This is a genomic window from Mycolicibacterium cosmeticum (assembly GCF_000613185.1).
GTDB classification, from domain to species: domain Bacteria; phylum Actinomycetota; class Actinomycetes; order Mycobacteriales; family Mycobacteriaceae; genus Mycobacterium; species Mycobacterium cosmeticum.
Genome location: NZ_CCBB010000003.1, coordinates 394458 through 419926, shown reverse-complemented (window position 1 = coordinate 419926; position 25469 = coordinate 394458). Strand labels below are relative to the sequence as shown.

The 25469-nt window shown below is 69.1% G+C and carries 24 protein-coding genes; 11 read left to right on the top strand and 13 right to left on the bottom strand.

The window, feature by feature from the left end; genetic code table 11:
- Positions 1-25: 25 nt before the first annotated feature.
- Both BN977_RS21045 and BN977_RS21040 read left to right on the top strand, forming a co-directional pair.
- Positions 26-2011 (top strand): prolyl oligopeptidase family serine peptidase, encoded by a 1986-nt coding sequence (locus BN977_RS21045; RefSeq protein ID WP_024453255.1) that lies wholly within the window; start codon positions 26-28, stop codon positions 2009-2011.
- Between the two features lie 5 nt (positions 2012-2016).
- Complete coding sequence (locus tag BN977_RS21040) at positions 2017-2277, top strand: hypothetical protein (RefSeq protein WP_036401246.1); 261 nt, start codon at positions 2017-2019, stop codon at positions 2275-2277.
- Here the strand turns inward: BN977_RS21040 and BN977_RS21035 are convergent.
- The 7 genes from BN977_RS21035 to BN977_RS21005 form a co-directional block, all read right to left on the bottom strand.
- The gene (locus tag BN977_RS21035) at positions 2257-3108 is read right to left on the bottom strand and encodes a hypothetical protein (protein WP_036401244.1); all 852 of its coding nucleotides are present in this window, start codon (positions 3106-3108) and stop codon (positions 2257-2259) included. The genes BN977_RS21040 and BN977_RS21035 overlap by 21 nt on opposite strands.
- Before the next feature lie 28 nt (positions 3109-3136).
- A complete protein-coding gene (ppk2, locus tag BN977_RS21030; RefSeq protein WP_024454675.1) occupies positions 3137-3997 on the bottom strand; it encodes a polyphosphate kinase 2 in 861 nt (286 codons plus the stop codon).
- Positions 3998-4057: 60 nt separating this feature from the next.
- On the bottom strand, positions 4058-5569 hold the full coding sequence (locus BN977_RS21025) for an aldehyde dehydrogenase family protein (RefSeq protein WP_036401242.1): 1512 nt from the start codon (positions 5567-5569) through the stop codon (positions 4058-4060).
- Between the two features lie 53 nt (positions 5570-5622).
- Positions 5623-6144 (bottom strand): mycothiol transferase, encoded by a 522-nt coding sequence (locus tag BN977_RS21020; RefSeq protein ID WP_036404079.1) that lies wholly within the window; start codon positions 6142-6144, stop codon positions 5623-5625.
- A gap of 46 nt (positions 6145-6190) precedes the next feature.
- Complete coding sequence (locus tag BN977_RS21015) at positions 6191-7513, bottom strand: hypothetical protein (RefSeq protein ID WP_131590187.1); 1323 nt, start codon at positions 7511-7513, stop codon at positions 6191-6193.
- A gap of 135 nt (positions 7514-7648) precedes the next feature.
- Positions 7649-8614, bottom strand: coding sequence for an SDR family NAD(P)-dependent oxidoreductase (locus tag BN977_RS21010; RefSeq protein WP_036401237.1), 966 nt, complete (start codon positions 8612-8614; stop codon positions 7649-7651).
- A 37-nt stretch (positions 8615-8651) separates the two neighbouring features.
- Positions 8652-9029, bottom strand: coding sequence for a VOC family protein (locus tag BN977_RS21005; RefSeq protein WP_024454669.1), 378 nt, complete (start codon positions 9027-9029; stop codon positions 8652-8654).
- A gap of 22 nt (positions 9030-9051) precedes the next feature.
- Here BN977_RS21005 and BN977_RS21000 point away from each other — a divergent pair, with 22 nt between their 5' ends.
- Genes BN977_RS21000 through BN977_RS20990 form a run of 3 tightly spaced genes read left to right on the top strand, consistent with a single transcriptional unit; the run spans position 9052 to position 12277 of the window.
- Positions 9052-10773 carry an N-acyl-D-amino-acid deacylase family protein gene (locus BN977_RS21000; protein ID WP_036401235.1) on the top strand — a complete coding sequence of 574 codons (1722 nt, stop codon included), beginning with the start codon at positions 9052-9054 and terminating at the stop codon, positions 10771-10773.
- Positions 10774-10829: 56 nt separating this feature from the next.
- Positions 10830-11681, top strand: a complete 852-nt coding sequence (locus BN977_RS20995) for an oxidoreductase (protein ID WP_036404077.1) — start codon at positions 10830-10832, stop codon at positions 11679-11681.
- Positions 11678-12277 carry a TetR/AcrR family transcriptional regulator gene (locus tag BN977_RS20990; RefSeq protein ID WP_036401233.1) on the top strand — a complete coding sequence of 200 codons (600 nt, stop codon included), beginning with the start codon at positions 11678-11680 and terminating at the stop codon, positions 12275-12277. Before BN977_RS20995 ends, BN977_RS20990 begins: the two co-directional genes overlap by 4 nt.
- Positions 12278-12292: 15 nt before the next feature.
- Here the strand turns inward: BN977_RS20990 and BN977_RS20985 are convergent, their stop codons facing one another.
- The gene (locus BN977_RS20985; RefSeq protein ID WP_165576359.1) at positions 12293-12919 is read right to left on the bottom strand and encodes a TetR/AcrR family transcriptional regulator; all 627 of its coding nucleotides are present in this window, start codon (positions 12917-12919) and stop codon (positions 12293-12295) included.
- A gap of 49 nt (positions 12920-12968) precedes the next feature.
- Between BN977_RS20985 and BN977_RS20980 the strand changes: the two genes are divergently transcribed.
- Together BN977_RS20980 and BN977_RS20975 are read left to right on the top strand one after the other, a co-directional pair.
- The gene (locus BN977_RS20980) at positions 12969-14042 is read left to right on the top strand and encodes an oxygenase MpaB family protein (protein WP_051561772.1); all 1074 of its coding nucleotides are present in this window, start codon (positions 12969-12971) and stop codon (positions 14040-14042) included.
- A 70-nt stretch (positions 14043-14112) separates the two neighbouring features.
- Entirely contained in the window at positions 14113-15432 is a 1320-nt protein-coding gene (locus tag BN977_RS20975; protein ID WP_036401230.1) for an MFS transporter, read from the top strand.
- A gap of 62 nt (positions 15433-15494) precedes the next feature.
- On the opposite strand, the gene BN977_RS20970 is transcribed toward BN977_RS20975, so the two are convergent.
- The 3 genes from BN977_RS20970 to BN977_RS20960 all read right to left on the bottom strand — a co-directional run bounded on the left by BN977_RS20970 (position 15495) and on the right by BN977_RS20960 (position 18830).
- Positions 15495-16328: an endonuclease domain-containing protein gene (locus BN977_RS20970; protein ID WP_036401228.1), complete on the bottom strand. Its 834-nt coding sequence runs from the start codon at positions 16326-16328 to the stop codon at positions 15495-15497.
- Positions 16329-16474: 146 nt separating this feature from the next.
- Positions 16475-18100, bottom strand: coding sequence for a chaperonin GroEL (gene groL, locus BN977_RS20965; protein WP_036401226.1), 1626 nt, complete (start codon positions 18098-18100; stop codon positions 16475-16477).
- A 190-nt stretch (positions 18101-18290) separates the two neighbouring features.
- Entirely contained in the window at positions 18291-18830 is a 540-nt protein-coding gene (locus BN977_RS20960; RefSeq protein ID WP_036401223.1) for a TetR/AcrR family transcriptional regulator, read from the bottom strand.
- 101 nt (positions 18831-18931) lie between these two features.
- Here BN977_RS20960 and BN977_RS20955 point away from each other — a divergent pair, with 101 nt between their 5' ends.
- A complete protein-coding gene (locus tag BN977_RS20955; protein WP_051561770.1) occupies positions 18932-19873 on the top strand; it encodes an SDR family NAD(P)-dependent oxidoreductase in 942 nt (313 codons plus the stop codon).
- Here BN977_RS20955 and BN977_RS20950 read toward each other — a convergent pair.
- Positions 19820-20560, bottom strand: a complete 741-nt coding sequence (locus BN977_RS20950; RefSeq protein ID WP_234883934.1) for a polysaccharide deacetylase family protein — start codon at positions 20558-20560, stop codon at positions 19820-19822. The genes BN977_RS20955 and BN977_RS20950 overlap by 54 nt on opposite strands.
- A 157-nt stretch (positions 20561-20717) precedes the next feature.
- Here BN977_RS20950 and BN977_RS20945 point away from each other — a divergent pair, with 157 nt between their 5' ends.
- Positions 20718-22448, top strand: a complete 1731-nt coding sequence (locus BN977_RS20945) for a DEAD/DEAH box helicase (RefSeq protein ID WP_024451786.1) — start codon at positions 20718-20720, stop codon at positions 22446-22448.
- Here the strand turns inward: BN977_RS20945 and BN977_RS20940 are convergent.
- Positions 22445-23260 carry an HAD-IIA family hydrolase gene (locus BN977_RS20940; protein ID WP_036401220.1) on the bottom strand — a complete coding sequence of 272 codons (816 nt, stop codon included), beginning with the start codon at positions 23258-23260 and terminating at the stop codon, positions 22445-22447. The two genes, BN977_RS20945 and BN977_RS20940, sit on opposite strands and share 4 nt — an antisense overlap.
- 62 nt (positions 23261-23322) lie before the next feature.
- On the opposite strand from BN977_RS20940, the gene BN977_RS20935 reads away from it, so the two are divergent.
- On the top strand, positions 23323-24249 hold the full coding sequence (locus tag BN977_RS20935; RefSeq protein ID WP_036401217.1) for an SDR family NAD(P)-dependent oxidoreductase: 927 nt from the start codon (positions 23323-23325) through the stop codon (positions 24247-24249).
- Positions 24249-25451: a molybdopterin molybdotransferase MoeA gene (gene moeA, locus BN977_RS20930; RefSeq protein WP_036401214.1), complete on the top strand. Its 1203-nt coding sequence runs from the start codon at positions 24249-24251 to the stop codon at positions 25449-25451. The genes BN977_RS20935 and moeA overlap by 1 nt, the downstream gene beginning before the upstream one ends.
- Positions 25452-25469 lie beyond the last annotated feature (18 nt).

The window sequence follows — 25469 nt, the reverse complement described above, 5'->3', positions numbered from 1 at the left end:
GCTACGCCCACGGTAGAAAGGTCACATGAGTTCTGGATCAGACCTCCACCTTTGGCTAGAGGATGTCACCGGCGACGACGCGCTGGCGTGGGTGCGCGCCCACAACGAGCCGACGCTGGCCGCGCTGGCCGGTGAGCAGTTCGAGGCCATGCGGACCCAGGCCCTGGAGGTGCTCGACACCGACGCCCGGATCCCGTACGTGCGCCGCCGCGGCGAGCATCTCTACAACTTCTGGCGCGACGAGACCAACCCGCGGGGATTGTGGCGCCGTACGACGCTGGACTCCTACCGGACCGACTCGCCGGTCTGGGACGTCGTCATCGACGTCGACGAACTTGCCCGCACCGACGACGAGAACTGGGTCTGGGCCGGCGCCGACGTGATCGAACCCGATCATTCCCGGGCGCTGATCAGCCTGTCCCGCGGCGGCGCCGACGCCGTGGTGGTGCGCGAGTTCGACATGATCACACGGGAATTCGTGGCCGGCGGATTCGAGCTGCCCGAGGCCAAGACACAGATCGCCTGGGCCGGCCCGGATACCGTGCTGGTGGGCACCGATTTCGGCGAGGGCTCGCTGACCGATTCGGGTTACGCGCGGCTGGTCAAGCGCTGGCAGCGCGGCCAGGACCTTGCCGACGCACCGACGGTGTACGCCGGTGAACGCAGCGACGTCATCGTCGCGGCCTCGGTGGACCGCACACCCGGATTCGAGCGGACGCTGATCAGCCGGGCGGTCGATTTCTTCAACGACGAGATCTACGAGCTGCGCGACGGTGAGCTGATCCCGATCGACGCGCCCACCGATGCGACGGTGTCGGTGCACCGCGATTGGCTGCTGATCGAGTTGCGCACCGACTGGAAGGGCTACACCGCGGGGTCGCTGCTGGCCGCCGACTACCACGAATTCGTCGGCGGCTCAGCCGATGTCACGGTGGTGTTCGAGCCGGACGAGCACACCTGCCTGCACCAGTACTCGTGGACCCGGGACAAACTGGTGGTGGTGACGCTGGCCGATGTCGCCAGCCGGGTGCAGATCCTCACCCCCGGTGAGTGGACGGCCACCGACGTGCCGGGGCTGCCCGCCAACACCAACACGGTGATCGCGGGCGCCGATCCGCACGGGGACGAGATCTTCCTGGACTCAAGCGGATTCGTCACCCCGTCGCGGCTGCTGCTGGGAACGGATGCCGGCGAGTTCACCGAGATCAAGCGTGCCCCGGCGTTCTTCGACGCCGACGGGCTGGAGGTGAGCCAGCATTTCGCGGTGTCCGCCGACGGCACCCGGGTGCCCTACTTCGTGGTCGGGCGGCCCGGCGCGAGCGGACCCACCCTGCTGGGCGGTTACGGCGGATTCGAGGTGTCGCGCACCCCCGCCTACGACGGTGTGCTGGGCCGGCTGTGGCTGGCCCGCGGCGGCACGTACGTGCTGGCCAACATCCGCGGCGGCGGTGAATACGGGCCGCGCTGGCACACCCAGGCGATGCGCGCCGGACGGCACCTGGTGGACGAGGATTTCGCCGCGGTGGCCCGTGACCTGGTCGCCCGCGGGGTGACGACGGTGCCGCAGTTGGGCGCCCAGGGCGGCAGCAACGGCGGACTGCTGATGGGCATCATGCTGACCCGCTACCCGGAGTTGTTCGGCGCGCTGGTGTGCAGCGTGCCACTGCTGGACATGAAGCGTTTCCACCTGCTGCTGGCCGGTGCGTCGTGGGTGGCCGAATACGGCAACCCGGATGACCCCGAGGACTGGGAGTTCATCTCGAAATATTCGCCGTACCAGAATATTTCGGCCGACCGGCAGTACCCGCCGATCCTGATCACCACCTCGACCCGTGACGACCGGGTGCATCCCGGGCATGCCCGCAAGATGACCGCCGCCCTGGAGGCGGCCGGCCACCGGGTGGACTACTACGAGAACATCGAGGGCGGGCACGGTGGCGCGGCCGACAATGCGCAGGCCGCGTTCCGTGCGGCATTGATCTACACGTATCTGTGGCGGACATTAGGCTGACGCCAATGACGCCCTGGACCGTTTTCTGCCGTTATCTGGTGTTCCAGGGCATGACGTTCGTGTTCGGCATCGTCGGGCCGATCTTCCTGGTCATCTTCTTCACCGTGCCGCGCGATCCGAGCATGAAGTGGATGTACTACATCGGGCTGCTCATCACGACCGCCGACATTCTCGTCGCGCTCGGGCTCACCCAGAACTGGGTCCGTGCCGAACGTGCCGTACTGGACGGCAAGCGCCGCGACCCGTCACACGTCATCACGCCGTGAGCCGAGCCCGCTCAGCAGCGCCACGATCACCCCGATGATCACCAGGCCACCGCCGACCGTCAGGGTCAGGTTGAGCCACATATGCATGCTGCCCACCGCGTGGTCGACCATCACGTCGGCGATCGCGTGCACGTCACCGGTGGTGTGATTCAGCGCGTCATCGACGAAACGGCGCCCGATCTCGATACCGGCCCAGCCGGCCGCCCCCACCAGGAGGGCCGAAACCCCGAGTGCGGCAAGGGCTTTGCCACGCGCCCGCGCGGCGGCCAAGGTCAGCAGCGCAAACACGCCGGTCAGCACCGCAGCCCCGATACTGGCCCACGGCCCCCAGACCCCGACCAATCGCAGCTGCCCGGGCCGCAGATGGGCGGACACCTTCTCGGTGAGCGGCACCTCCAGCGTGGCCGGCGGCTGCACGCCGAAACCGGCCAGCGTCTGCTTGATCGAGGTGTCGGCCAGCATCGGCGCCAGGTCCACCACCCAGCGGCCCGAGTCATCCGAGCGGGTCACCGTGTCGGTGAACAACCACCGGTGCGCGACCCGGTTCACGGTCGCGAACTGGCCGGGGAACACCTCGCTGGCCGTGTACGCATTCACCGCCGCGTCGAGCACCGTGCCCTGCACACCGGAGGCGCCGGTGGCCGTCATCAGCTGCGCCCCCAGTTCGGATGCCATCGCCTGCTGCAGCGCCGGATCCTTGGCGGCCGACGCGGCCAGGGCGGCGTACCCGTCCTCGGAAACCACGGTGTGCTGCGCCCACAACGCGGGCACCGTGACGGCCAGTAGCGCGGTGGTGATCAGCCAGAGCAGGGCCGCCAGCAGAAACCGCACGGCGCCCTCCTCGGCTCAAGGGGGCGCGTCAGTCGGACAGTGCGCGCCCCACGATCAGCGGGTCGGCCTGGCCGACCACCTCATGGTCCTTGTTGTCGTAGTCGAACTTACCCAGGACATAGCGCATCGCGTTGATCCTGGCGCGTTTCTTGTCGTTGCTTTTCACCACGGTCCACGGCGCGATCTCGGTGTCGGTCCAGGCGAACATGTCTTCCTTGGCCGCGGTGTAGTCGTCCCACTTGTCCAGCGAGGCCAGATCCGTCGGCGAGAGCTTCCACTGCCGGACCGGGTCGACCTGGCGGATGGTGAACCGGGTGCGCTGTTCGGACTGGGTCACCGAGAACCACAGCTTGGTCAGGCTGATGCCGTCGTTGACCAGCATCTGCTCGAAAAGCGGTGTTTGGCGGATGAATTCGGCGTGCTGTTTGGGGGTGCAATAACCCATCACCCGCTCGACACCGGCCCGGTTGTACCAGGACCGGTCGAACAGAACGATCTCACCCGCGCCGGGCAGGTGGGTGACGTAGCGTTGGAAGTACCACTGGGTGCGTTCCTTCTCGGTCGGCTTCTCCAGGGCCACCACCCGGGCGCCGCGCGGGTTGAGGTGTTCCATGAACCGCTTGATGGTGCCGCCCTTACCTGCGGCGTCGCGGCCCTCGAACACGATGACATGCCGGTGACCGTTGGCCTGGCTCCACTTCTGCAGCTTCAGCAGCTCGATCTGCAGCAGCCGCTTCTGCTCCTCGTACTCGCTGCGCTTCATCCGCTCGTCGTACGGGTAGCCCTCGCGCCAGGTGTCGACGACCTCACCGCTGGGCTGCAACAGCAACTCGGGGTCGTCATCGTCGTCATCTCGGACGGAGTAGCCGGTGGTGTCCAGAGTCGTCACGCGACGACGCTATCCAGCCGGGCGTACCAGCCGGTGACACCCAGGTGAACAGCCGGTGCGCTATTTGGCCTCGCGCCTGGGACGTGACAGCGCCATCTTGGTCATCATCTTGTTCATCCGGGCCAGCGCCTTGAGCGAGTTGTTGTAGTAGTTGCCGCCGGCGCCGACGCTGATCCGGGGCACCACCACCGTCTCCTGCCGGCAGAACTTGCGCACACCGTCGACGCCACCGAACCGGGCCCCGATCCCCGAGGTCTTCCAGCCGCCCATCGGCGCCGTGGTGCACATCAGGTTGGAGATCACGTCGTTGACGTTCACGGCGCCACAATCCAGTTGCAGCGCAATGTCTTTGGCTCGCTCGACATTCTTGGAGAACACCGCAGCACTCAACCCGTAGGGGCTGTCGTTGGCCAGCCGGACGGCCTCGCCCACCGACGACACCTTCATGATGGGCAGCGTCGGACCGAAGGTCTCCTCGGTCATGCACGCCATCGAGTGGTCGACGTCGACCAGCACCGTCGGCGGGTAGAAGCTGCCCGGCCCGTCGGGCCGCTTCCCGCCGGTGAGCGCCCTGGCGCCCTTGGCCAGCGCGTCGTCGACGTGCCGTGCGGTCACCGCGACCTGGGACTCGTCGATCAGCGCACCGAGGTCGTATCCCTGCCCCGCGCCCACCTTGAGGTTCTCGACGGCCTTCACCACGGCGGCGACGAACTGGTCGTAGACCGGATCCAGCACGTACACCCGCTCGACCGACACGCAGGTCTGGCCGGCGTTGAACATCGCCCCCCAGACCGCGGCGTTGGCGGCCAGGTCGATATCGGCGTCCTCCAGCACGATCATCGGGTCCTTACCCCCGAGCTCCAGGCTGACCGGGGTGAGCCGCCGCGCGGCCCGCTCCATCACCTTGACGCCGGTGGCGCAGGAGCCGGTGAACTGGATGTAGTCGGAGTTGTCGATGACGGCCTCGGACACCTCCCGGGCGCCCTGGGCCAGCGCCAGCACTTCGGGAGCCCCGCAATCCAGCCAGCCGCGCACCAGCAGTTCGGCGGTCAGCGGGGTGCGCTCGGACGGCTTGAGCAGCACCGCGCAGCCGGCCGCCAGCGCACCGATGGCATCCATCAGCGCGTTGGCCACCGGATAGTTCCATGGCGCGATGACGCCGACCACCGGGCGCGGCCGGTAGTGCACGGCGATCTTCTTGATCGACAGGAACGGCAGCGGCGCGGGCCGGGTCTCCGGCGCCATCGCCTTCTCCACCGCCTTGATGTAGTAGGACAGGATGATGAGCAGCAGCGGCACTTCTTGGGCGGCGTCCGTTGCGGACTTGCCGGTCTCGGCGATCAGAAGTTGCTCGATCTCGTCCCGGTGGTCGCCCAGCCAGACGGCGTAGCGGGCCAGCACCTTGGCACGACCCTTGGCGCCGCGGGCTTCCCACTCGCGCTGCGCCTCGCGCAGGCCGGCGGCGATCCGCGGCACGTCGGCGGCAGCGGTCCAGCGCACCTCGCCGGCCACGGCGCCGGTGGCGGGGTTGTGGATGGTGGCAACGTCAGAGCGGTCTGCGGTGGCAGTCATAGGGCCATGCTAAACCGCGAGTGTGACGCAGCTCGCACCGGGGTTGACACCTGTCAATTCCGGGGTGCGATCCCCCGCACATAAGCCGCCTGCCCGAGGTGCTGAGCAGCGTCGTCGACGATGCTCACCAGCCGCACACTTGCGGTCACCGGCGGGTCCCAGCGCTCGTCCACGATGCGCGCCAATTCGTCGGCGCCGACCGAGGCGATGTACTCCAGGCTGAACTTGTGCACCGCGCGGTAATAGCCCGCCAGTAACTCGGCCGGGGCGCGGACCTTGCCCACCTCGTCGGCGGTGTGGCCGTAGCCCATGTCGTTCCCGGGCAGGTCGAGTGCGAAGCGATCCCGCCAACCGTCGCGGATCCACACCTGCTCGGCCCCGGCGATATCGGCGAGTTGCATGTCCTGTTGCCGGGCACTGTGCCAGATGAGCCAGGCGATGCTGTTGGCCTGCGGGGTGGGCCGCCACGACGACAGCTCCTGCGTGAGACCTTCGGTCAGTTCCTCGACATGCTCGATGATCCGGGTGAACGAATCGCGGAGCAGTTCGCGGGCGGCGTCGATGTCCCCTGTCATGGTCGCCAACGTACTCGGCGCCACCGACATCGCGATCGGGTCGACGTCAGGCGGCGGCCTTCGGCTCGGAGTCCTTCTGCTCGGAAGCCTTCGGTTCTGAGGCTTTCGGTTCTGAGGCCTTCGGTTCTGAGGCCTTCGGCTCGGAGCCGGTCTCGTCCTTGTCGGCATCGGCCCGGTGCCGTCCGGCGCCGGCGGGCTTGGTCTCGTCGGCCGCCTTGGGTTCGGTGTCCTTGGCGTCCTGAGCGGCCGCCTCGGGGGCATCGTCGGTGACGTCACCGGCGGGTGCCGGATCCGGCTCCGCAACGGGATCGGTGACCGGCGTGGGCGTCACCTCTTCCACCGCGCCGGACGAATCCTCCACGGCGGCAATCTGTTTGCGCTCGGCATCGGGTGTCGTGGCCAGCTGGTCCGCGGTCGTGGGCACATCGAGTGTCACCACATCGGCGCTCGACGGCAGCGCGGCCACCAGGCCCGTCGTGGTCGACGTCGAGGCCAGCGCCGAGAGGAACGGCGTGGGCGTCACCGGCGTGGGCAACAGGTCCAAGAGATTCTGGACGCCGTCGGCGATCGCCGTGTACACGTTCGTGATGAGGTCCCCGATCCCCGGCAGATAGGTCAGCGGGGCCACGAAGTTGTCCACGATCCGGCCCAGCAGCCCGTTGTAGGGCTCGATCAGCCCCCACACCAGGTTGCTGATCAGGCCCGGGATCTCGGACGGATTGCGCAGTGCGGATTCGAGGGAGGCCTCCAGTTCGTACGGCAGGTACCCCAGATAGCTCACCGTGTCGGCGATCGAGTAGACCGGAGCCAGCGCCAGCCAGTTGATGTCGTCGACGATATTGCCGACGAAGTTGTCGTTCACGAAGTCGTAGAACGCCGTATCACCGGCGCTCGGGTCGGGCAGCGCGTCGAAAAGGGATCCGATGCGGGCGACCGTGCCGGCAATCGCCCCGGTCAGCCAGGTTCCGAGCGGCGCCGGGAGGACCGAGGCGATATCCGAGAGGCCGCTGACGCCGTAGTCGGCGAACCCGCCATACGTCGGATTCAGGTACTGCTGAGCGACGAAGCTGAGCAGGCTGCCGATGAGGGCCGGATCCCGCAGGCCGATCAGCACGGTGCTGATCGCATAGTCCGGACTCCACAGCGCCGCTTCGATGGGTGCCTCCACAATCGTGGTCACCCCGTTGACGACGGTGCCGAGGTTGTAGAGCAGATCGGTGACCACCGAGGCCGGTTGCACCGCCGCGGTGCTGACGGCGGGCGCTGCTTGCTGCGCCAGCGGCACCCACGCCGGGGTGGCGGCGGCGACCACGCCGGCGGCCAGCAGCGCCGACATCATCTTGGTATGCGGACGAACGTTGACCGACATGATGCGCCCCCGGATTAATTGACGGCTACGTAACAGGACGTTCTCAGAATCTGCCGCCGCGCCGCCTCCGGTCAATGCTTTCGCGCCGCTGATATCCCTTTCACCAGCAGTTTCACCCGTTCGGACGACATGCCCTCACAACATGGCCAGCGATACGTCCCACAGCCGTTCGGCGTTCTCCGGGTCCAGGGCGTACGGGGCGACACCCCCGATACCGGTATCGCGCCGGCCGACGACGGCGGCCTCGTTGCAGTCCTCGAAGTACCGGCCGGCCACGCCCTCCACCAACGGCGAAGCGGCCAGCAGAACGGAGGTGGCCGCGCCCTGCTCGACGCTCTTGAATCGGGTGCCCGCCCGGCGGAACCGCTCACGCGCTTCCGCGCTGTAGCCGAACGGCAGGTGGCGCTGCAGCGCGGTGGCGATACCTCCGGGCATCAGCGCATTGGCGGTGATGCCGTCACCGGCCCAGCGCCGGCTGGCCTCGACGGCGAACAGCACATTGGCGGTCTTGCTCTGCCCGTACGCGCCGAATGGGTCGTACTCGCGGAACGCATAGTCGATGTCGTCGAACACCACCGGTGACCGCAGATGCCCGGACGAACTCACCGACACGATGCGGGCCCCGCCGGCTTGGCGCAACGCGTCGTACAGACCGATGGCGAGCCCGAAGTGCCCCAGATGGTTGGTCGCGAACTGCAGTTCGTGCCCCGCGTCGGTGAGCGTCAGCTGCTGCACGGCCATGACGCCGGCATTGTTCACCAGGATGTGCAGCGGGCCGGTCCACCCACTGGCGAAGGCGACCACGCTGTCCGGCTTGCTGAGGTCCAGTGCCGCGACCGTCACCGCGTCGTTGCCGGTGACGCGGCGGATGTCCTCGGCGATCGGCCGGGTGGCGTCGACATCACGCACCGCGAGCGTGACGGCGGCGCCGGCACCGGCCAGTGCGCGCGCCGTCTCCACCCCGATCCCGGACGACGCGCCCGTCACGATCGCGGTCTTACCGGACAGGTCGACGCCTGCGCTGACCTCGGCCGCGGTGGAGTCGAAACCGAACGGCGTCCTGACGGGGGCAGCATGGGACGGAAGAGTCGAAAGGCTCATAACGGTTTCCAACCGCTGTCCTGCCGAATGATTCCCGTCACGCCCCGTGGAAGACCGCTTCCACGTTGTTGCCGTCCGGATCGCGCACGAAGGCGCCGAAGTAGCCGGGGTGGTATTCCGGCCACAACCGGGGCGCGTGCAGCGACTCCGCGCCGAGGCCGACGGCCGCGTCGTAGAACTTCTGCACCGCATCGGTGTCGGCGGCCTGGAAGGCCAGATGCACTTCCCGGTTGGGGCCGGTGGCATCGCCGGCGTTGACATCGGCGATCCAGAAGTCGGGCTTGCCGTCGCGGCCGTAGCCGACGGCGACCCCGACATCCATCTGCCGGGTGAATCCGAGGACGCCCAGCACGGTGTCGTAGAACTCCTGCGACTTGGCGAAGTTTGCACAGTTGATTCCCAGGTGATCGATCATCGCGTCATCGTAGGTTCGAGGTATGACACACGACCTCGTGATCCGGAACGGAACCATCGTCGACGGGTCGGGCGAGGAACCGTACGACGGCGACGTGGCCGTCACCGACGGGGTGATCACCGCGGTCGGCACCGTGCCCGGGTCCGGCAGCCGGGACATCGACGCCACCGGACTGCTCGTCACCCCCGGCTTCGTGGACCTGCACACCCACTACGACGGGCAGGCGATCTGGAGCGATCGGATGACCCCGTCGTCGGCGCACGGGGTCACCACCGCCGTGATGGGCAACTGCGGAGTGGGTTTCGCACCCTGCCGGCCGGCCGATCACGAGACGCTGGTGGACGTGATGGCCGGGGTGGAGGATATCCCCGGGGTGGTGATGGTCGACGGCCTGCCCTGGACCTGGGAGACCTTCCCGGAATTTCTCGATGCCCTGGACGCGCGCCGCCGCGATATCGACGTGGCGGCCTTCCTGCCCCACTCGCCGCTGCGGGTGTACGTGATGGGCCGCCGCGGCGTGGATCGCGAGCCGGCCACCGCCGAGGATCTCGCGCAGATGCGCAAGCTCGCCGCCGAAGCCGTCGAGGTCGGCGCGCTCGGCTTCGCGTCGTCCAGGTTGACCATCCACAAGACCGAGAGCGGCCAGCCCATCCCGAGTTACGAAGCGGGCCACGACGAGATCGAGGCGATCGCGCTCGGGGTCAAGGATGCCGGCGGCGGGCTGATCCAGTTCGTGCCCGACCTGTTGGCCGCCGACTATGAGGGGGCGCTGCAGGCGGTGTTCGACGTCGCGGCCGACGTGGGCCTGCCGGTGACGTTCACGCTGGCGATCGGCAACGCCGGTCCCGCTCTGCATCTGGATGCGTTGCGGATGGTGGAAAAGGCCAACACGGATGGTGGGCAGATCACCGCACAGATCTTCCCGCGCCCAATCGGCCTGGTGATCGGCCTGCAGTTGTCCGGCAACCCGTTCATCACCTACCCCAGTTACCGCGCGCTCGAGGGGTTGCCGCTGGCCGAGCGGGTCACGCAGATGCGTAAACCCGAAGTGCGCGAACGGATTCTGAACGACTCCCCGGCCGGCGACGGGCATCCGCTGATGTTCGCCGTGCAGGCGTGGGATTACATCTTCCCGCTGGGTGACCCGCCGAACTACGAGCCGGATCCGTCGGACAGCATCGCCGCCCGCGCGGCGGCCCGCGGGGTGTCACCGGCCGAGGAGGCCTACGACCGGCTGCTCGACGACGACGGGCGCGCCATGCTGCTGGTCACGCTGGCCAACTTCCGGGACGGGTCGCTGGACACCGTCGCCGACCTGATCCGCCGCGACGACGTGGTGCTCGGCCTCGGCGACGGCGGGGCGCATTACGGAATGATCTGTGACGCAAGCTTTCCCACCTACATGCTGACGCACTGGGCGCGGGACCGGGCCACCGGCCGGCTCGGTGTCGCCGAGGTGGTGCGGGAGTTGACCACGGTGCCCGCGCGGGTGGCCGGCTTGGCCGATCGCGGCCGCATCGCCGTCGGCTATAAGGCCGACCTCAACGTCATCGATCACGACGCGCTGCGCCTGCACAAGCCGACGGTGGCCCATGACCTGCCTGCCGGTGGGCGCCGGCTCGACCAGGCCGCCGACGGCTACGTCGCCACCATCGTGTCCGGCGAGATCATCGCCGAGCGCGGGAAGCCGACCGCGGCCCGGCCGGGCAAGCTGATTCGGGGCAGGCAGCCGGCACCCAACTAATCGACGCTACGACTAGAAAAATCGACACCGTGTCGATCAGCGCGTATGGTCGGGTCATGTCCAAGACATTCTTCATCACCGGAGTCAGCACCGGACTCGGCCGCGCCTTCGCGCAGGCCGCGCTGGAGGCCGGCCACACCGTCGTCGGGACGGTACGCAAGACCGCCGATCTCGCCCCTTTCGAGGCGTTGGGTGCGAACGCGCACGGCCGAATCCTCGATGTCACCGACCACGGGGCGGTCGTCGACACGGTCGCCGAGGCCGAGGCGTCCATCGGACCCATCGATGTCCTGATCGCCAACGCCGGGTACGGATTGGAGGGCGTCTTCGAGGAGACGCCGCTGGCGGAGATGCGCGCGCAGTTCGAGACCAACGTGTTCGGCGCGGCCGCCACGGTGCAAGCGGTGCTGCCCTCCATGCGCAAGCGGCGGGCCGGGCACATCATGGCCGTCACCTCGATGGGCGGCTTGATGACGGTGCCGGGACTTTCGGCGTACTGCGCCAGCAAGTACGCCCTCGAAGGCCTGCTGGAGAGCATCGGCAAGGAAGCCGCGGGGTTCGGAATCCACGTCACGGCAATCGAACCCGGCTCGTTCCGCACCGATTGGGCGGGCCGGTCGATGGTCCGCACCGAACGCGCCATCGACGACTACGACGCGGTGTTCGAACCGATCCGGCGGGCACGGCGCAACGCCGACGGCAATCAACTCGGCGATCCGGCGAAGGCCGCAGCGGCCGTCCTGACCGTCGTCGACGCCGCCGAGCCACCCCGGCACCTCCTGCTGGGATCCGATGCACTGCGGCTGGTGCGCGCGGGCCGGGATGCCGTCGACGCCGACATCGCGGCCTGGGAATCCCTGTCGCGCAGTACCGATTTCCCGGACGGCCATCAGATTGCGGCCAGTTGACCAGGCGGCGAACCGGGGAACCCCGCAAGGGTGATCTGCGCGAGGCGGCGATCCTGGACGCGGCCGAGGAGCTCTTGGGCACCATCGGTTATGACGCGATGACGATCGCCGACGTCGCCGAAGGCGCCGGCATCACCCGCGGGGCGCTCTACTTCTACTTCGGATCGAAGCAGGAGGTCATCACGGCGCTGTTCGCCCGCACCGTCGCGGTACTGCACGAGAAGTCCCGCGCCGCAAGCGAAGACGCCGCCAGCGGGGCGAAGGCGATCGACACCGCGATGAGACGGACCGAGGATCTGTGGCGTGAGCACGGTGTCGTCATGCGCACGGCGATCGACCTGACCGCCACCATCCCGCAGATCGACACGCTGTGGAAAGAGACGGCCGACATCTTCATCGCCGCCATCAAGGCGATCCTCGAGCACATGGGGGTGCCGGCCGGTAAGCGCCCCGACCAATCCACGGCCCTCGCCGAAGCGCTGTGCTGGATGATCGAGCGCAACTTCTATCAGGCCTCCCGGGTGTCGCCGGCCCGCCTGGCCCAGGCGCGGCAGACCTGCACCGAGATCTGGCTGCGGCTCGCGGCCCCTCGGTGACCCGGGCCGCCGCGGTCAGGCGCCGCGGATCGCCCGAAAGGCCGCCCGGCCCACCAGTTCTCCCAGTTCGTCCGCGGTGTAGGCGTTGTCCGCGTCGAGCAGGCTGCGCACCGCGCTTTCGGCCATGGACACGAACAGTTCGACCAGCACGGGCGCCTTACGTTCGGCGTCGACCGTGCCCCAGCGCGCCAAGTCGGGACGCACCAGGTGCTCGAACTGCTCGGCGATGCGGCGCCGGCCACGCGAGAAGGTTTCCGCCACATCACGGCCCGGGTTGGCGCAGAACAACATTCGCCACGTGTCGGGATGCGTGGCGACCGTGCCCAACAGCGCCTGCATGCCGGCGACGTAGGCGGCTTCGGTCTTCGGAAAGCTCCCCGGTGCCGGGTAGGCGCTCAGCACCCCCTCCAGCAGGGTGCGCTCCTCGCGTTCCAACAGGGCCGTCAACAGGTCGACCCGATTGGCGTAGCAGGCGTAGACGACCGGGCGGGTGACACCGAGCCTGCCGGCGATGGCCTCGATGGTGACGGCGGGAATGCCGTCGGCCAGCGCGATCTCCATCGCGGCGTCGAGCACCAAGGGGCGCCTGCGTTCCGGGCCGAGGTGCGAAGCCCGCCTCTTGACGGCAGTTCCTACAGTCATGTAGGAAAATGCTACACGAACGTAGGAAGTGTCAGGGGGAGGACCGCTCATGGTGCTGCAACAACTTCGCGCCCCGGTGCCCACGGAGCCGGCCGAGGACTACGGCTTCTTCGGGCCCGGTTCGGTGACGTGGAAGGTGTGGAGCTATCCCACGTCGCTGACCGTGGGTTTCATCCGGGCGGTGGTGGTCGAGGAGCTCGACCCCGCCCTGGTCGCCGCGGTCGACAAGACCCACGACATCTACCGGCGCCCCCGGACCCGCTATGACCGCACGCTGCACTACTTCGCGCTGGTCGCCTTCGGCGACTCGCGGACCACGTCGAAGGCCGCCGACGTGTTGGTCAAGGTGCACTCCAAGGCGATCGGCAACGACCCGTACAGCGGAAAGCGCTACGACGCCAACGATCCCGAGTCCCAGCTGTGGATCCACCTGACGGCCTGGCACTCCATCCTGTACGCCTACGAGACCTACGGGCCCGGCAAGCTGTCCGACGACGAAGAGCGCCAGTACTGGGCCGAGTGCGCCGTCGCCGCCGAACTGCAGACCTGCGACCCCGCCGACGTCCCCCGCGACCGCGAGGGCATCCGTGCCTATTTCGAGACCATGCGTCCCCGGCTCGCCGGCTCACCGATCGCCCGGCAGGCGATGGACCACCTGGTCAACGGGGCGGCCCTGGTGTCGCCGATGCGGGGTGTGTTCACCCCAGCCACCTGGGTGATCAACCGTTTCCTGCGCGCGGGCGTCATCGCCACGCTGCCGCAGTGGATGCGCGAGATGGGCGGACTGCCGCAGTCGCGCCTGACCGACGCCCTGGTCCGGCCCGTCCTGCGGGCGTCGTTCGCGGCGCTGCAGATCAGCCCGCCCGCCGTGCGGCTGCGGGTGATCCGGATGATCTCGCCGGCCACCGTCGCGGTCGTCGCCCCCGTGTTGCGCGGCGTGCCCGCCCGCCGCCGCGAGGTTGTCACCCCGGCCGAGGCGCGTGGCCGTTACGGCTACGACAAGCCCGCCGAGGCACATCTGGAGTGGCGGGCCCGGCAACACCAGCGTGTGTTCACCGACGGTGCCGCGCCCAGCGATGACGGTCTGCTGGAATCCCAGCCGATCCTGGGGTCGCTCGGCTGAGGCCGCCTTTTCGATCACCGCGCGCCTAATACTGGTCGGCGGGGTCCGTGCTGTGCGGTGATTGATTCCCGTGACTGTGACCGATGCGCCGGCCCCCGGTGACCAGGACCGGGCCATCTCCCCGCAAGCGCGCACCGCGTTGTGGGCCAGCCTGGTCGGCACCACCATCGAGTGGTACGACTTCTTCCTCTACGCCACCGCGGCCAGCCTGGTGTTCAACCACGCGTTCTTCCCGGACCAGACCACCTTCGTCGGGACCCTGCTGTCGTTCGCGACCTTCGCGGTCGGCTTCGTGGTCCGCCCCATCGGCGGTTTCGTGTTCGGCCACGTCGGGGATCGCATCGGCCGCAAGAAGACCCTCGCGCTGACGATGTTCCTGATGGGCGGGGCCACCGCGCTGATGGGCGTGCTGCCCACCGCCGCGCAGATCGGTGTGGTGGCACCGATCCTGTTGCTGCTGCTTCGCATCGTCCAGGGCTTCGCGCTGGGCGGGGAATGGGCCGGCGCGGTGCTGCTCGCCGTCGAGCACAGCCCACGGCGCCGGCGCGGCCTGTTCGGCAGCATCCCGCAGATCGGCTTGGCGCTCGGCCTGGCCCTGGGCACCGGGGTGTTCGCGGTGCTGCAGGCCACGCTGTCGGACGCCGCGTTCCTGGCCTACGGGTGGCGCATCGCCTTCCTGCTGAGCATCGTGCTCGTGGCGTTCGGCGTGGTGGTGCGGCTGAAGGCAAGCGAGACACCGGCATTCGAGAAGGTACGCGACACCGACGACCGTGCCGCGGTACCGCTACGCGAGGTGTTCAAGCCACCGGTGCTGCGCTCCACCGTGCTGGGCATGTTGTCCCGCTGGGGCGAGGGTGCGGCGTTCAACACCTGGGGCGTGTTCGCGATCTCCTACGCCACCGGGACGCTCAAGCTGGAGAAGGTGCCGGTGCTGGTGTCGGTCACGGTGGCCGCACTGTTGATGGCCGCCCTGCTGCCGATCTCCGGGATACTGACCGACCGGTTCGGCGCCAAGCGGATCTATGCGACCGGTATCGCGGCCTACGGGCTGGCGGTGTTCCCGGTGTTCGCGCTGTTCGGCACCAGGAACATCGCGTTGTACGCGGTGGCGATGCTGGTGGTGTTCGGTGTCATCCATGCGCTGTTCTATGGGGCGCAGGGCACGCTGTACGCATCGCTGTTCCCGGCACGGATCCGCTACACCGGGCTGTCCACGGTCTACCAGCTCTCCGGTGTGTACGCCTCGGGCCTGACCCCGCTGATCCTCACCGCCCTGATCGGGGCGGCCGGCGGCTCACCGTGGATCGCGTGCGCGTACCTGGCCGGGACGTCGGTGATCAGCGTCGCCGCCACGCTGGTGCTGAAACCCACTCCCCTGCACGAGATTTAGTCGTCGAATGTGGGTCCTGTGCACGCGCGAGCCGGAATCGGCGTACACAGGGCCCACACTCGTCAGACGGGGCAGCCCGCCGCCCGCAATTTCGCGCGGACCCGGGCCACGATGACGTCCGGCCGTCTCATCATGTCGGCGCTGACCCGAACGACCGCCCAGCCGGCCTCTTCGAGGAGCGCGATGCGGTCGATGTCCCATGAGCGCTGGCGCGCGTCGGACCAATGCTGGATTCCGTCGTACTCCGCGATCACCTGCCATTCCCGCCATCCCATATCCGCGCGGATACGCAGTTGGGGGAAGGCGATCTGAGTCTCCGGGCGCGGCAGGCCAGCCCGCACGAGCACCAGACGCAATCTGGTTTCCTGGGGTGATTCGGCTCCCCCGTCGACGAGGCCCAACACCGACCGCAGCGTCGCGACACCGCGCATACCCGGATGCGCCGCGGCCGTGCGTGCCACGTCCTCGGCCGTCACACCGGTTGCGTTCAACACGGCGTCCACCACGACGACGGCCATGTCGTCCCGATGGCGCCGTCCCAGGTCGAAGGCGGTACGGGCGGGTGTCGTGCATTCGATGCCGCGCACCCGGCACGTCTCGCCGTCCGCGACTTTCCACGAGCGCACGACCATTCCGGCCTGCGAGTGCCGGTCCGCGCGGATGATCTCGGCGGGGGCCTCGGGGTTCAGCCATTTGGTGCCGAGCATCGCGGCGGCCGACACCCCGACCAGCGTCGCGCCCGAGGACAACCAGGCCGCCTGCGCTCTGATCCGAGCCGTCAGCTCGACGTCGCGCCGGACGTACACGTCACGGTAGAGCGCGACGTGATCGCGGGCCAACCCGCGCCTGGTGAATTCACCACGACCGATGGCCGCACTGCCGATGAAAGGTTCCATGGGGGCAAACTCGCGGCAGGCACCGACGAATGTGGGCGCTGCGTCCGCCTTCTGGGCCGTTCGTGTGCATAGACCCCACATTGGGGATGACGCACGAAAAACGCCCTGGCTCGCTGCGCGAGCCAGGGCGTTTTTCGTGCTGGGACTTAGAAGTCCATACCGCCCATGCCACCGGTCGGGTCGCCCGCAGGTGCGGCGGCCTTCTCCGGCTTGTCGGCGACGACGGCCTCGGTGGTGAGGAACAGCGCCGCGATGGACGCCGCGTTCTGCAGCGCCGAGCGGGTGACCTTGACCGGGTCGGCAACGCCGGCGGCCAGCAGGTCCTCGTACACGTTGGTCGCGGCGTTCAGGCCGTGACCGGCTTCCAGGTTCGACACCTTCTCGGCGACGACGCCCGGCTCCAGACCACCGTTGAAGGCGATCTGCTTCAGCGGGGCCGACAGCGCGACGCGCACGATGTTGGCACCGGTCGCCTCGTCACCCTCGAGCTTCAGCTCGTCCAGGGCCGGAGCCGACTGCAGCAGGGCCACGCCACCACCGGCGACGATGCCCTCTTCGACGGCGGCCTTCGCGTTGCGAACGGCGTCCTCGATGCGGTGCTTGCGCTCCTTGAGCTCCACCTCGGTGGCGGCGCCGGCCTTGATCACCGCAACACCGCCGGCCAGCTTGGCCAGGCGCTCCTGCAGCTTCTCGCGGTCGTAGTCGGAGTCGCTGTTCTCGATCTCGGCGCGGATCTGGGCCACCCGACCGGCGATGGCGTCGGAGTCACCGGCACCCTCGACGATGGTGGTCTCGTCCTTGGTGACGACGACCTTGCGGGCCTGGCCGAGCAGCGCCAGGTCGGCGGTCTCCAGCGACAGGCCGACCTCTTCGCTGATGACCTGGCCACCGGTGAGGATGGCGATGTCCTGCAGCATGGCCTTGCGGCGGTCACCGAAGCCGGGGGCCTTGACGGCGACCGACTTGAAGGTGCCACGGATCTTGTTGACCACCAGGGTCGACAGGGCCTCGCCCTCGACGTCCTCGGCGATGATCAGCAGCGGCTTGCCGGACTGGATGACCTTCTCCAGCAGCGGCAGCAGGTCCTTGACGGTCGAGACCTTCGAGCTGACCAGCAGGATGTAGGGATCCTCCAGGACGGCTTCCTGACGCTCGGCGTCGGTCACGAAGTAGCCCGAGATGTAGCCCTTGTCGAAGCGCATACCCTCGGTGAGCTCCAGCTGCAGGCCGAAGGTGTTGGACTCCTCGACGGTGATGACACCCTCGTTGCCGACCTTGTCGAGCGCCTCGGCGATCAGGTCGCCGATCGACTGGTCACCGGCCGAGATACCGGCGGTGGCAGCGATCTGCTCCTTGGTCTCGACCTCCTTGGCGGTCGACAGCAGGCGAGCGGTGACGGCCTCGACAGCCTTCTCGATGCCGCGCTTCAGGCCGAGCGGGTTGGCGCCGGCAGCGACGTTGCGCAGGCCTTCGCGAACCAGGGCCTGGGCCAGGACGGTGGCGGTGGTGGTGCCGTCGCCCGCGACGTCGTCGGTCTTCTTGGCGACCTCTTTGACCAGCTCAGCGCCGATCTTCTCGTACGGGTCCTCGAGCTCGATCTCCTTGGCGATGGACACACCGTCGTTGGTGATCGTGGGGGCGCCCCACTTCTTCTCCAGGACGACGTTGCGGCCCTTGGGGCCCAGCGTCACCTTGACCGCGTCGGCGAGGCTGTTCAGGCCCCGCTCGAGGCCGCGACGGGCCTCTTCGTCATACGCAATTGTCTTAGCCATTGCGAAGTGATTCCTCCGGTTGGGAATTGCACGTCTGTGGCCGGGCGCAGTGCCCGCGACGGACGGCTGGAGTGTGCTCCCGCAGGTGCGGCCCCGGCCTCACCGTCCCGACCTAGCACTCACCAGTCGAGAGTGCCAAGTACGTTCTTAGCACTCGACCAGGGCGAGTGCAAGGTCGGCGACGCCCGGTTCACCGCGGGCGCAAACCGTCGATCACCACTTCGGTGCCGCGTTCGGCAACCCCGGCGTTGTAGGCCTGCATCGCCTGCAGACCGACGACGAGCGCCTTCACTTCGGGGACGGTGACATCCGGGCGCACCGCCCCGGCGCGTTGCGCCGCCAGCAGCAGGTCCCCGACCATGCCGAGGAACTCCGTCTCGGCCTCGGGCAGGGCGCTGTTGACGTCCACCCCGGCGCCGGCCAGCGCGTCGACCAGGCCCCGGTCGGTGGCGCCCCACTGCAGCACCATCGCGCGGATCAGCGCGAACAGGCCGTCGGCCGGATCGGCCGCCAGCAGGGCGCGGCCCTCGTCGATGATCTGCCGCAACCGGTCTTCCACGACCGCCCGGAACAGGTCTTCCTTGGTGGGGAAATGCCGGTAGACGGTGCCCGCCCCCACCCCGGCCCGGCGGGCGATCTCGTCGATGGGAACGCCCAGCCCGTCGGCCGCAAAGGTCTGGTAGGCGACCTCGAGCACCTTGGCTCGATTGCGGGCCGCATCCGCACGCACGACTCATCACCTCACGGGAATCAACAAAGCGGGGCGTGCGTTCCGTATAGTCGCAACTAACCGGAGAACCTACTCCGCTTAACCCGCCCAAGGAGTTTCTCATGTCGCACTGGAGCACTGCCAACATTCCCGCTCAGACGGGCCGCACCGCCATCGTCACCGGCGCCAACACCGGCCTCGGCTTCGAGACCGCCAAGGCACTCGCGGACAAGGGCGCGCACGTCGTGCTGGCCGTCCGCAATCTGGACAAGGGCCGCGCGGCCGCCGAGCGGATCGGCGGCGACGTCGTCCTGCAGCGGCTCGACCTCGGCTCACTGGCCTCGGTGCGCGAGGCCGCCGAGGAACTCAAGGCCACGTACGGCACCATCGATCTGCTGATCAACAACGCCGGTGTGATGACCCCGCCCAAGCAGACCACCGCCGACGGGTTCGAGCTGCAGTTCGGCACCAACCACCTCGGCCACTTCGCCCTCACCGGGCTGTTGCTCGACCGGCTGCTGCCGGTACCCGGTTCCCGGGTGGTGACGGTCAGCAGCGTCGGGCACCGCTTCGCCCGCGCCATCCGGTTCGAGGATCTGCAGTGGGAGCGCGAGTACAACCGCCTCGTCGCCTACGGCCAGTCCAAGCTGGCCAACCTGATGTTCACCTACGAGCTGCAACGCCGGCTGACCGGGCAGCGCACGACGGCGCTGGCCGCACACCCGGGCGGCTCGGACACCGAACTGGCGCGCCACCTGCCGCGCGCCTTCCAGCTGGCCCTTCCGCTGGCACGCGCACTGTTCCAGGAGGCCGCGATGGGGGCGCTGCCCACCCTGCGGGCCGCCACCGATCCGGGCGCGCTGGGCGGCCAGTACTACGGGCCCGACGGGTTCGCCGAACAGAAGGGCCATCCCAAGGTGGTGACCTCCACCGAATACTCCTACGACATCGAGGCCCAGCGCCGGCTGTGGGCGGTGTCCGAGGAGCTCACCGGCGTGACCTTCCCGGAGTCACTGGACGACCCGGTCACGCAATGGGACGAACTCCCATCCGGCCGCGCGTAACTGCGGGATCGCCGCGGCATACCCGGCGGCCGTGCCGCCCTCGGGGTGGTTCATATGGGAGATGACGATCGACCCCGGGGCGGCGCCCAGCACGTTGGCTCGCACCTTCGCCGCGGGCAGCGTCGCCCCGGCGTCGCCGTTGACCGTGAAGCCCAGCGGTCGCTCGCCGAGGTCGTGCACCATCGACACCGCGACGTCGTCGTAGTGGGCGGTGCCGGGCCGGAACCAGGTGGGCGGCTTGCCGGTCAGCTCGATGATCTTCTGCCTGCCGGCCGAGACCTCGTCGACCACCTCGGCGGCCGAGCGGGTGCCGGGGATGCCGTACGCCGAGCGGCCGGTCACCGACAGCGGCACATGCCGGAGGCCGTGATTGCCGATCTCGAACAACGGGTCGGCGGCCAGTTCCGCGGCCCGGTCGGGGTGCTGGTCGATCCACCTGGCGTTCAGGAACAGCACCGCCGGCACCTGGTTGCGTCGCAACGTGTCCAGCAGGGCGTCGTCGCAGCCGCTGCCCGGGCAGGCGTCGAACGTCAGGGCCAGCTGGCGCCCGTCGGGCACGAACGAGGTGCCGATCCCCGGCAGCGCCATCCCCCACTGGCCGGGCACGCGGGCGGCCGCCGCCCGCGGTGCGCACACCCCCGCAGCGACCGCGGCGGACCCGGCCGCCAGGAACATCCGCCTGGTCATCACCTGTCCGGAGGCTAGGCACCGACTCTGAACGCACTGTGTCGCGCAACTGTGGGTTTGCTGGAGCCCCCGGCGCGCCCCGCGCGACACGTCCTGCGGGTATGCGAACCCGGAACCCCTTGCCCTAGACTGCCCTTCGACCAGATAGGAGTCTCGGGTGCGGCCTAACACGGTGCCGGTTTCCGGCGCGGCCGGGACGCCCAGCACCCAGGCTTTGCGGGGCTGGCAACGTCGGGCATTGGTGAAGTATCTGTCCGCCAAGCCCAAGGATTTCCTGGCTGTCGCGACCCCCGGCGCCGGCAAGACCACCTTCGCCCTGCGCATCGCCGGGGAGTTGCTGAGCGATCGCACCGTCGACCAGGTGGTCGTGGTGGTCCCCACCGAACACCTCAAGACCCAGTGGTCGCAGGCCGCGAGCCGGGTCGGCATCGCGATCGACCCGAAATTCAGCAACTCGGCCGGCCAGACCTCGAGCGACTACCACGGCATCGCCGTCACCTACGCCCAGGTGGCCAGCCACCCGACCCGGCACCGGGTGCGCACCGAGAACCACCGGACCCTGGTCATCTTCGACGAGATCCACCACGGCGGTGACGCCAAGAGCTGGGGTGACGGCATCCGGGAGGCCTACAGCGATGCCACCCACCGGCTGGCCCTGACCGGTACCCCGTTCCGCAGCGACGACAGCCCGATCCCGTTCGTCACCTACGAGACCGACGGCGCCGGTTTCCAGCGCTCACAGGCCGACCACGTCTACGGCTACGCCGACGCGCTGGCCGACGGCGTCGTGCGCCCGGTCGTGTTCATGGCCTACTCGGGTGAGGCCCGGTGGCGGGACAGCGCCGGCGAGGAACACGCGGCCCGGCTCGGGGAACCGCTGACCGCCGAGCAGACCGCGCGGGCCTGGCGCACCGCGCTGAACCCCGCCGGCGAGTGGATGCCCGCGGTGATCGCCGCCGCCGACACCCGGCTGCAGCAGAAGCGTCAGCACGTGCCCGACGCCGGCGGCATGATCATCGCCACCGACCAGACCGCGGCCCGCGCCTACGCCAAGCTGCTCACCACCATCACCGGCGAGGAGCCGACCGTGGTGCTGTCCGACGACCCGACGGCCTCGAACAAGATCTCGCAGTTCTCCGAATCCACCAGCCGGTGGATGGTGGCGGTGCGGATGGTGTCCGAGGGTGTCGACGTGCCGCGGCTGGCGGTCGGCGTGTACGCCACCAGCGCTTCCACACCGCTGTTCTTCGCGCAGGCCATCGGCCGGTTCGTCCGCAGCCGCCGCCCCGGTGAGACGGCGAGCATCTTCCTGCCCTCGGTGCCCAACCTGCTGCAGCTGGCCTCCGAGATGGAGGAGCAGCGCAACCACGTGCTGGGCAAGCCGCACCGGGAGAAGGACGGCCTGGACGACGAACTGCTCGAAGACGCCGAGAAGCGCAAGGACGAGAAGTCGGACCTGGACCGGGGTTTCGAGTACCTCGGGGCCGAGGCCGAGCTCGACCAGGTGATCTTCGAGGGCTCCTCGTTCGGCACGTCCACCCCGGCCGGCAGCGAGGAGGAGGCCGACTATCTCGGCATCCCCGGGCTGCTGGACACCGATCAGATGCGCGATCTGCTGCGCCGCCGCCAGGACGAGCAGTTGCAGAAGCGCACAGCTTCGGGTGCACCGCCCCCGCAGACCACCCACAATCAGTTGCGGGACCTGCGCCGCGAGCTCAACGTGCTGGTGTCGGCCCTGCACCACCGCACCGGGCGGCCGCACGGCTGGATCCACAACGAGCTGCGCCGCCGCCGCGGCGGCCCGCCGGTCGCGGCGGCCACCCGCGAACAGCTGCAGGAACGCATCGACGCGGTGCGCGAGATGCAGCGCGAACTGTCGGGCGGTTAGAGCCCCAGCAGCTCGGGCAGGTCGGCCACCGAATCGATGACGCGGTTCGGCTGCATGGCGAAATCGTCTGCGGCCCAACGGTCCAAGGTGGCCTGCCGGAACTTGCCGGTGCGCACCAGCACACCGGTCATACCGACCACCTGGGCCGCCAGCACGTCGTTGTTGAGGTCGTCGCCGACCATGTACATCTCCTCGGGGTCCACGCCCAGCCGGTTCGCGGCGGCCAGGAAACCCTGCGGGGCCGGCTTACCGACCGCGGTGGCCTTGCGCCCGGATGTCTCCTCCATCCCGATCAGGTACATCCCGGTGTCCACCCGCAGTCCGTCGGTGGTGGTCCACGCGGTGCTGCGGTGCATCGCCACCACCGGCACGCCCTGGGCCATCCAGTCGTACACCCAGCTCAGGGTCAGGTGGCTGTATTCCGGGCCCGCGCCGCCGAGCAGCACGACATCCGGGGTCTCCGGCGCCGCAGGCCCGGTGAACTGATGCGAGTAGACGATGTCCACGCCCGCCATGTCCTCGGCGATGTCCCCGCTGTTCACCAGGAAACACCGGGCGCCGGGATAGCGGTCCCGCACGTACTCCGCGGTGAGCAGCGCCGAGGTCACCACCTCGTCGGGCGCGACGGCCATGCCGGCCGCGGTGAGCAGGTCGGCGATCTGCCGACGGGTGCGGGTGGTGGTGTTGGTCAGGTAGCTGCGGGCGATCTGGTTCGCCGAAAGCGCCTGCAGCGCCTCGGCCGCGCCGGGAATCGGTTGCCACGACGTCACCAGGACACCGTCGATATCGAACAGCACGCCACCGATCGCCATGTGCCGACAGTAAACGGCCGGTCCTCTGGCGCAACTCGGGCCGCCCAGTAGTGTTGCCGAACATGGGGAGCCTGTTCTTCGGACGCCGCTGGACCGAGGCCGACGTGCCCGACCAGACCGGCAAGATCGCGATCGTCACCGGCGCCAACACCGGGCTGGGGTTCGAAACCGCGCGGGTGCTGGCCGCCCGCGGTGCCCGCGTCGTCATCGCGGTGCGCGACACCGCCAAGGGGGCCGCCGCGGCGGCCAAGATCCCGGGCGACGTCACGGTGCAGAAGCTGGATCTGGGATCGCTGGCCTCAATCCGCGAGGCGGCCGGCCAGCTGCGCGACGAATTCGACAAGATCGATCTGCTGATCAACAACGCCGGCGTGATGTACCCGCCCAAGCAGACCACCGCCGACGGGTTCGAGCTGCAGTTCGGCACCAACCACCTGGGCCCGTTCGCGCTGACCGGCCTGCTGCTGGATCGTCTTCTGCCCGTTGCGGGTTCGCGCGTGGTGGCGGTGGCCAGCATCGCCCACCGGATCCAGGCCGGCATCCATTTCGACGATCTGCAGTGGGAACGCAGCTACAACCGGGTGGCCGCGTACGGCCAGTCCAAGCTGTCCAATCTGCTGTTCACCTACGAGCTGCAGCGCCGGCTCTCCTCGCATCACAACGCGACCATCGCGGTGGCCGCCCATCCCGGGATCTCCAACACCGAACTGATGCGGCACACCCCCGGCAACGAGCTGCCCGGCGTCGCCACCCTCACCGGGCTGGTCACCAACAGCGCGCAGGTAGGCGCTCTGGCGACCCTGCGCGCCGCGACCGATCCGGCCGTGCGCGGTGGCCAGTACTACGGCCCGGCCTTCCCGGTCGCGTCGTTCGGGCTCATCGGCCATCCCGAACTGGTCACCTCGACCGACCAGTCGCACGATGTCGAGCTGGCGCGCCGGCTGTGGACGGTCTCGGAGGAACTCACCGGCGTGACGTTCCCGGTCTGATGCGCACGGTCGACGAACACCAGCGCGTCATCGCGGGCCTGATCACGCCGCGCGACCCCGTCGTGATGCCGCTGGCCGACGCGCTGGGGCTGGCCCTGGCCGCCGACGTGGTGGCGCCGCTGGCGCTGCCCGGCTTCGACAACTCGGCGATGGACGGCTTCGCGGTGTACGCCGACGACATCGCCGGCGCCGGCGCCGAGCACCCGGTCGTCCTGCCCGTCGCCGACGACATCCCGGCCGGGCGCACCGACACCGGCGCGCTGAAACCCGGTACGGCGCAACGGATCATGACCGGCGCTCCGCTGCCGGCCGGGGCGACCGCCGTGGTTCCGGTGGAGGCCACGGACGCGGACTTCGCGAAGCCCTCCCCGACCGTCGCGATCCGCACCGCCGCGCGCGCCGGTCAGCACGTCCGGCGCGCGGGCGAGGACGTCGCGGCCGGGACGACGGTGCTGCGCGCCGGTCAGGTGCTCACCCCGGCGGCGCTCGGCCTGGCCGCGGCGCTGGGCCTCGGTGAGCTGACCGTGCTGCCGCGGCAGCGGGTGCTGGTGATGTCGACCGGCTCGGAGTTGGTGGCGCCGGGCACGGCGCTGCTGCCCGGCCAGATCTACGAGTCCAACGCCGTGATGCTGGCCGCCGCCGTCCGCGATGCCGGCGGCGAGGTGGTCGCCTGCCCGATGGTGGGTGACGATGTCGACGCCTTCCGGGACGCGCTGAGCAGCTACACCACGGCCGCCGACCTGATCATCACCACCGGAGGGGTCAGCGCGGGCGCCTACGAGGTGGTCAAGGACGCCTTGTCCGGTGAGGTGGAGTTCGTCAAGGTGGCCATGCAGCCCGGCATGCCGCAGGGCTCCGGCACGGTGGCCGGCACGCCCATCGTCACGCTGCCCGGCAATCCGGTGAGCTCACTGGTGTCCTTCGAGGTGTTCGTGCGGGCCCCGTTGCGCGCCGCCATGGGGCTGGTGGGCGACCGGCCCCGGCGCACCGTGACGCTGACCGACGACCTGACCTCGCCGAAGGGCAAACGACAGTTCCGCAGGGGCATGCTGGCGGGTGAGACGGTGACCAGTTTCGGGCCACCGGCCTCGCACCACCTGCGCTGGCTGGCGTCGTCGAACTGCCTGCTGGACATCGACGAGGACGTCGAGCAGATCGCGGCCGGATCCGCCGTCCGGGTCTGGGACCTGTCAGCCGGCTGAATCCACGTAGAATCGGGA

What these genes read in the sequence shown, in the direction of transcription:
- BN977_RS21005 (WP_024454669.1), bottom strand. Translation starts at nt 9,029, where the DNA reads ATGATCGATCACCTGGGAATCAACTGTGCAAACTTCGCCAAGTCGCAG.
- BN977_RS20935 (WP_036401217.1), top strand. Translation starts at nt 23,323, where the DNA reads ATGGGGAGCCTGTTCTTCGGACGCCGCTGGACCGAGGCCGACGTGCCC.
- BN977_RS21020 (WP_036404079.1), bottom strand. Translation starts at nt 6,144, where the DNA reads ATGACAGGGGACATCGACGCCGCCCGCGAACTGCTCCGCGATTCGTTC.
- groL (WP_036401226.1), bottom strand. Translation starts at nt 18,100, where the DNA reads ATGGCTAAGACAATTGCGTATGACGAAGAGGCCCGTCGCGGCCTCGAG.
- BN977_RS21040 (WP_036401246.1), top strand. Translation starts at nt 2,017, where the DNA reads ATGACGCCCTGGACCGTTTTCTGCCGTTATCTGGTGTTCCAGGGCATG.
- BN977_RS20950 (WP_234883934.1), bottom strand. Translation starts at nt 20,560, where the DNA reads ATGACCAGGCGGATGTTCCTGGCGGCCGGGTCCGCCGCGGTCGCTGCG.
- BN977_RS21015 (WP_131590187.1), bottom strand. Translation starts at nt 7,513, where the DNA reads ATGTCGGTCAACGTTCGTCCGCATACCAAGATGATGTCGGCGCTGCTG.
- BN977_RS21025 (WP_036401242.1), bottom strand. Translation starts at nt 5,569, where the DNA reads ATGACTGCCACCGCAGACCGCTCTGACGTTGCCACCATCCACAACCCC.
- BN977_RS20955 (WP_051561770.1), top strand. Translation starts at nt 18,932, where the DNA reads ATGTCGCACTGGAGCACTGCCAACATTCCCGCTCAGACGGGCCGCACC.
- BN977_RS20970 (WP_036401228.1), bottom strand. Translation starts at nt 16,328, where the DNA reads ATGGAACCTTTCATCGGCAGTGCGGCCATCGGTCGTGGTGAATTCACC.
- BN977_RS20980 (WP_051561772.1), top strand. Translation starts at nt 12,969, where the DNA reads ATGGTGCTGCAACAACTTCGCGCCCCGGTGCCCACGGAGCCGGCCGAG.
- BN977_RS20985 (WP_165576359.1), bottom strand. Translation starts at nt 12,919, where the DNA reads ATGACTGTAGGAACTGCCGTCAAGAGGCGGGCTTCGCACCTCGGCCCG.
- moeA (WP_036401214.1), top strand. Translation starts at nt 24,249, where the DNA reads ATGCGCACGGTCGACGAACACCAGCGCGTCATCGCGGGCCTGATCACG.
- BN977_RS20995 (WP_036404077.1), top strand. Translation starts at nt 10,830, where the DNA reads ATGTCCAAGACATTCTTCATCACCGGAGTCAGCACCGGACTCGGCCGC.
- BN977_RS20940 (WP_036401220.1), bottom strand. Translation starts at nt 23,260, where the DNA reads ATGGCGATCGGTGGCGTGCTGTTCGATATCGACGGTGTCCTGGTGACG.
- BN977_RS21000 (WP_036401235.1), top strand. Translation starts at nt 9,052, where the DNA reads ATGACACACGACCTCGTGATCCGGAACGGAACCATCGTCGACGGGTCG.
- BN977_RS21045 (WP_024453255.1), top strand. Translation starts at nt 26, where the DNA reads ATGAGTTCTGGATCAGACCTCCACCTTTGGCTAGAGGATGTCACCGGC.
- BN977_RS21010 (WP_036401237.1), bottom strand. Translation starts at nt 8,614, where the DNA reads ATGAGCCTTTCGACTCTTCCGTCCCATGCTGCCCCCGTCAGGACGCCG.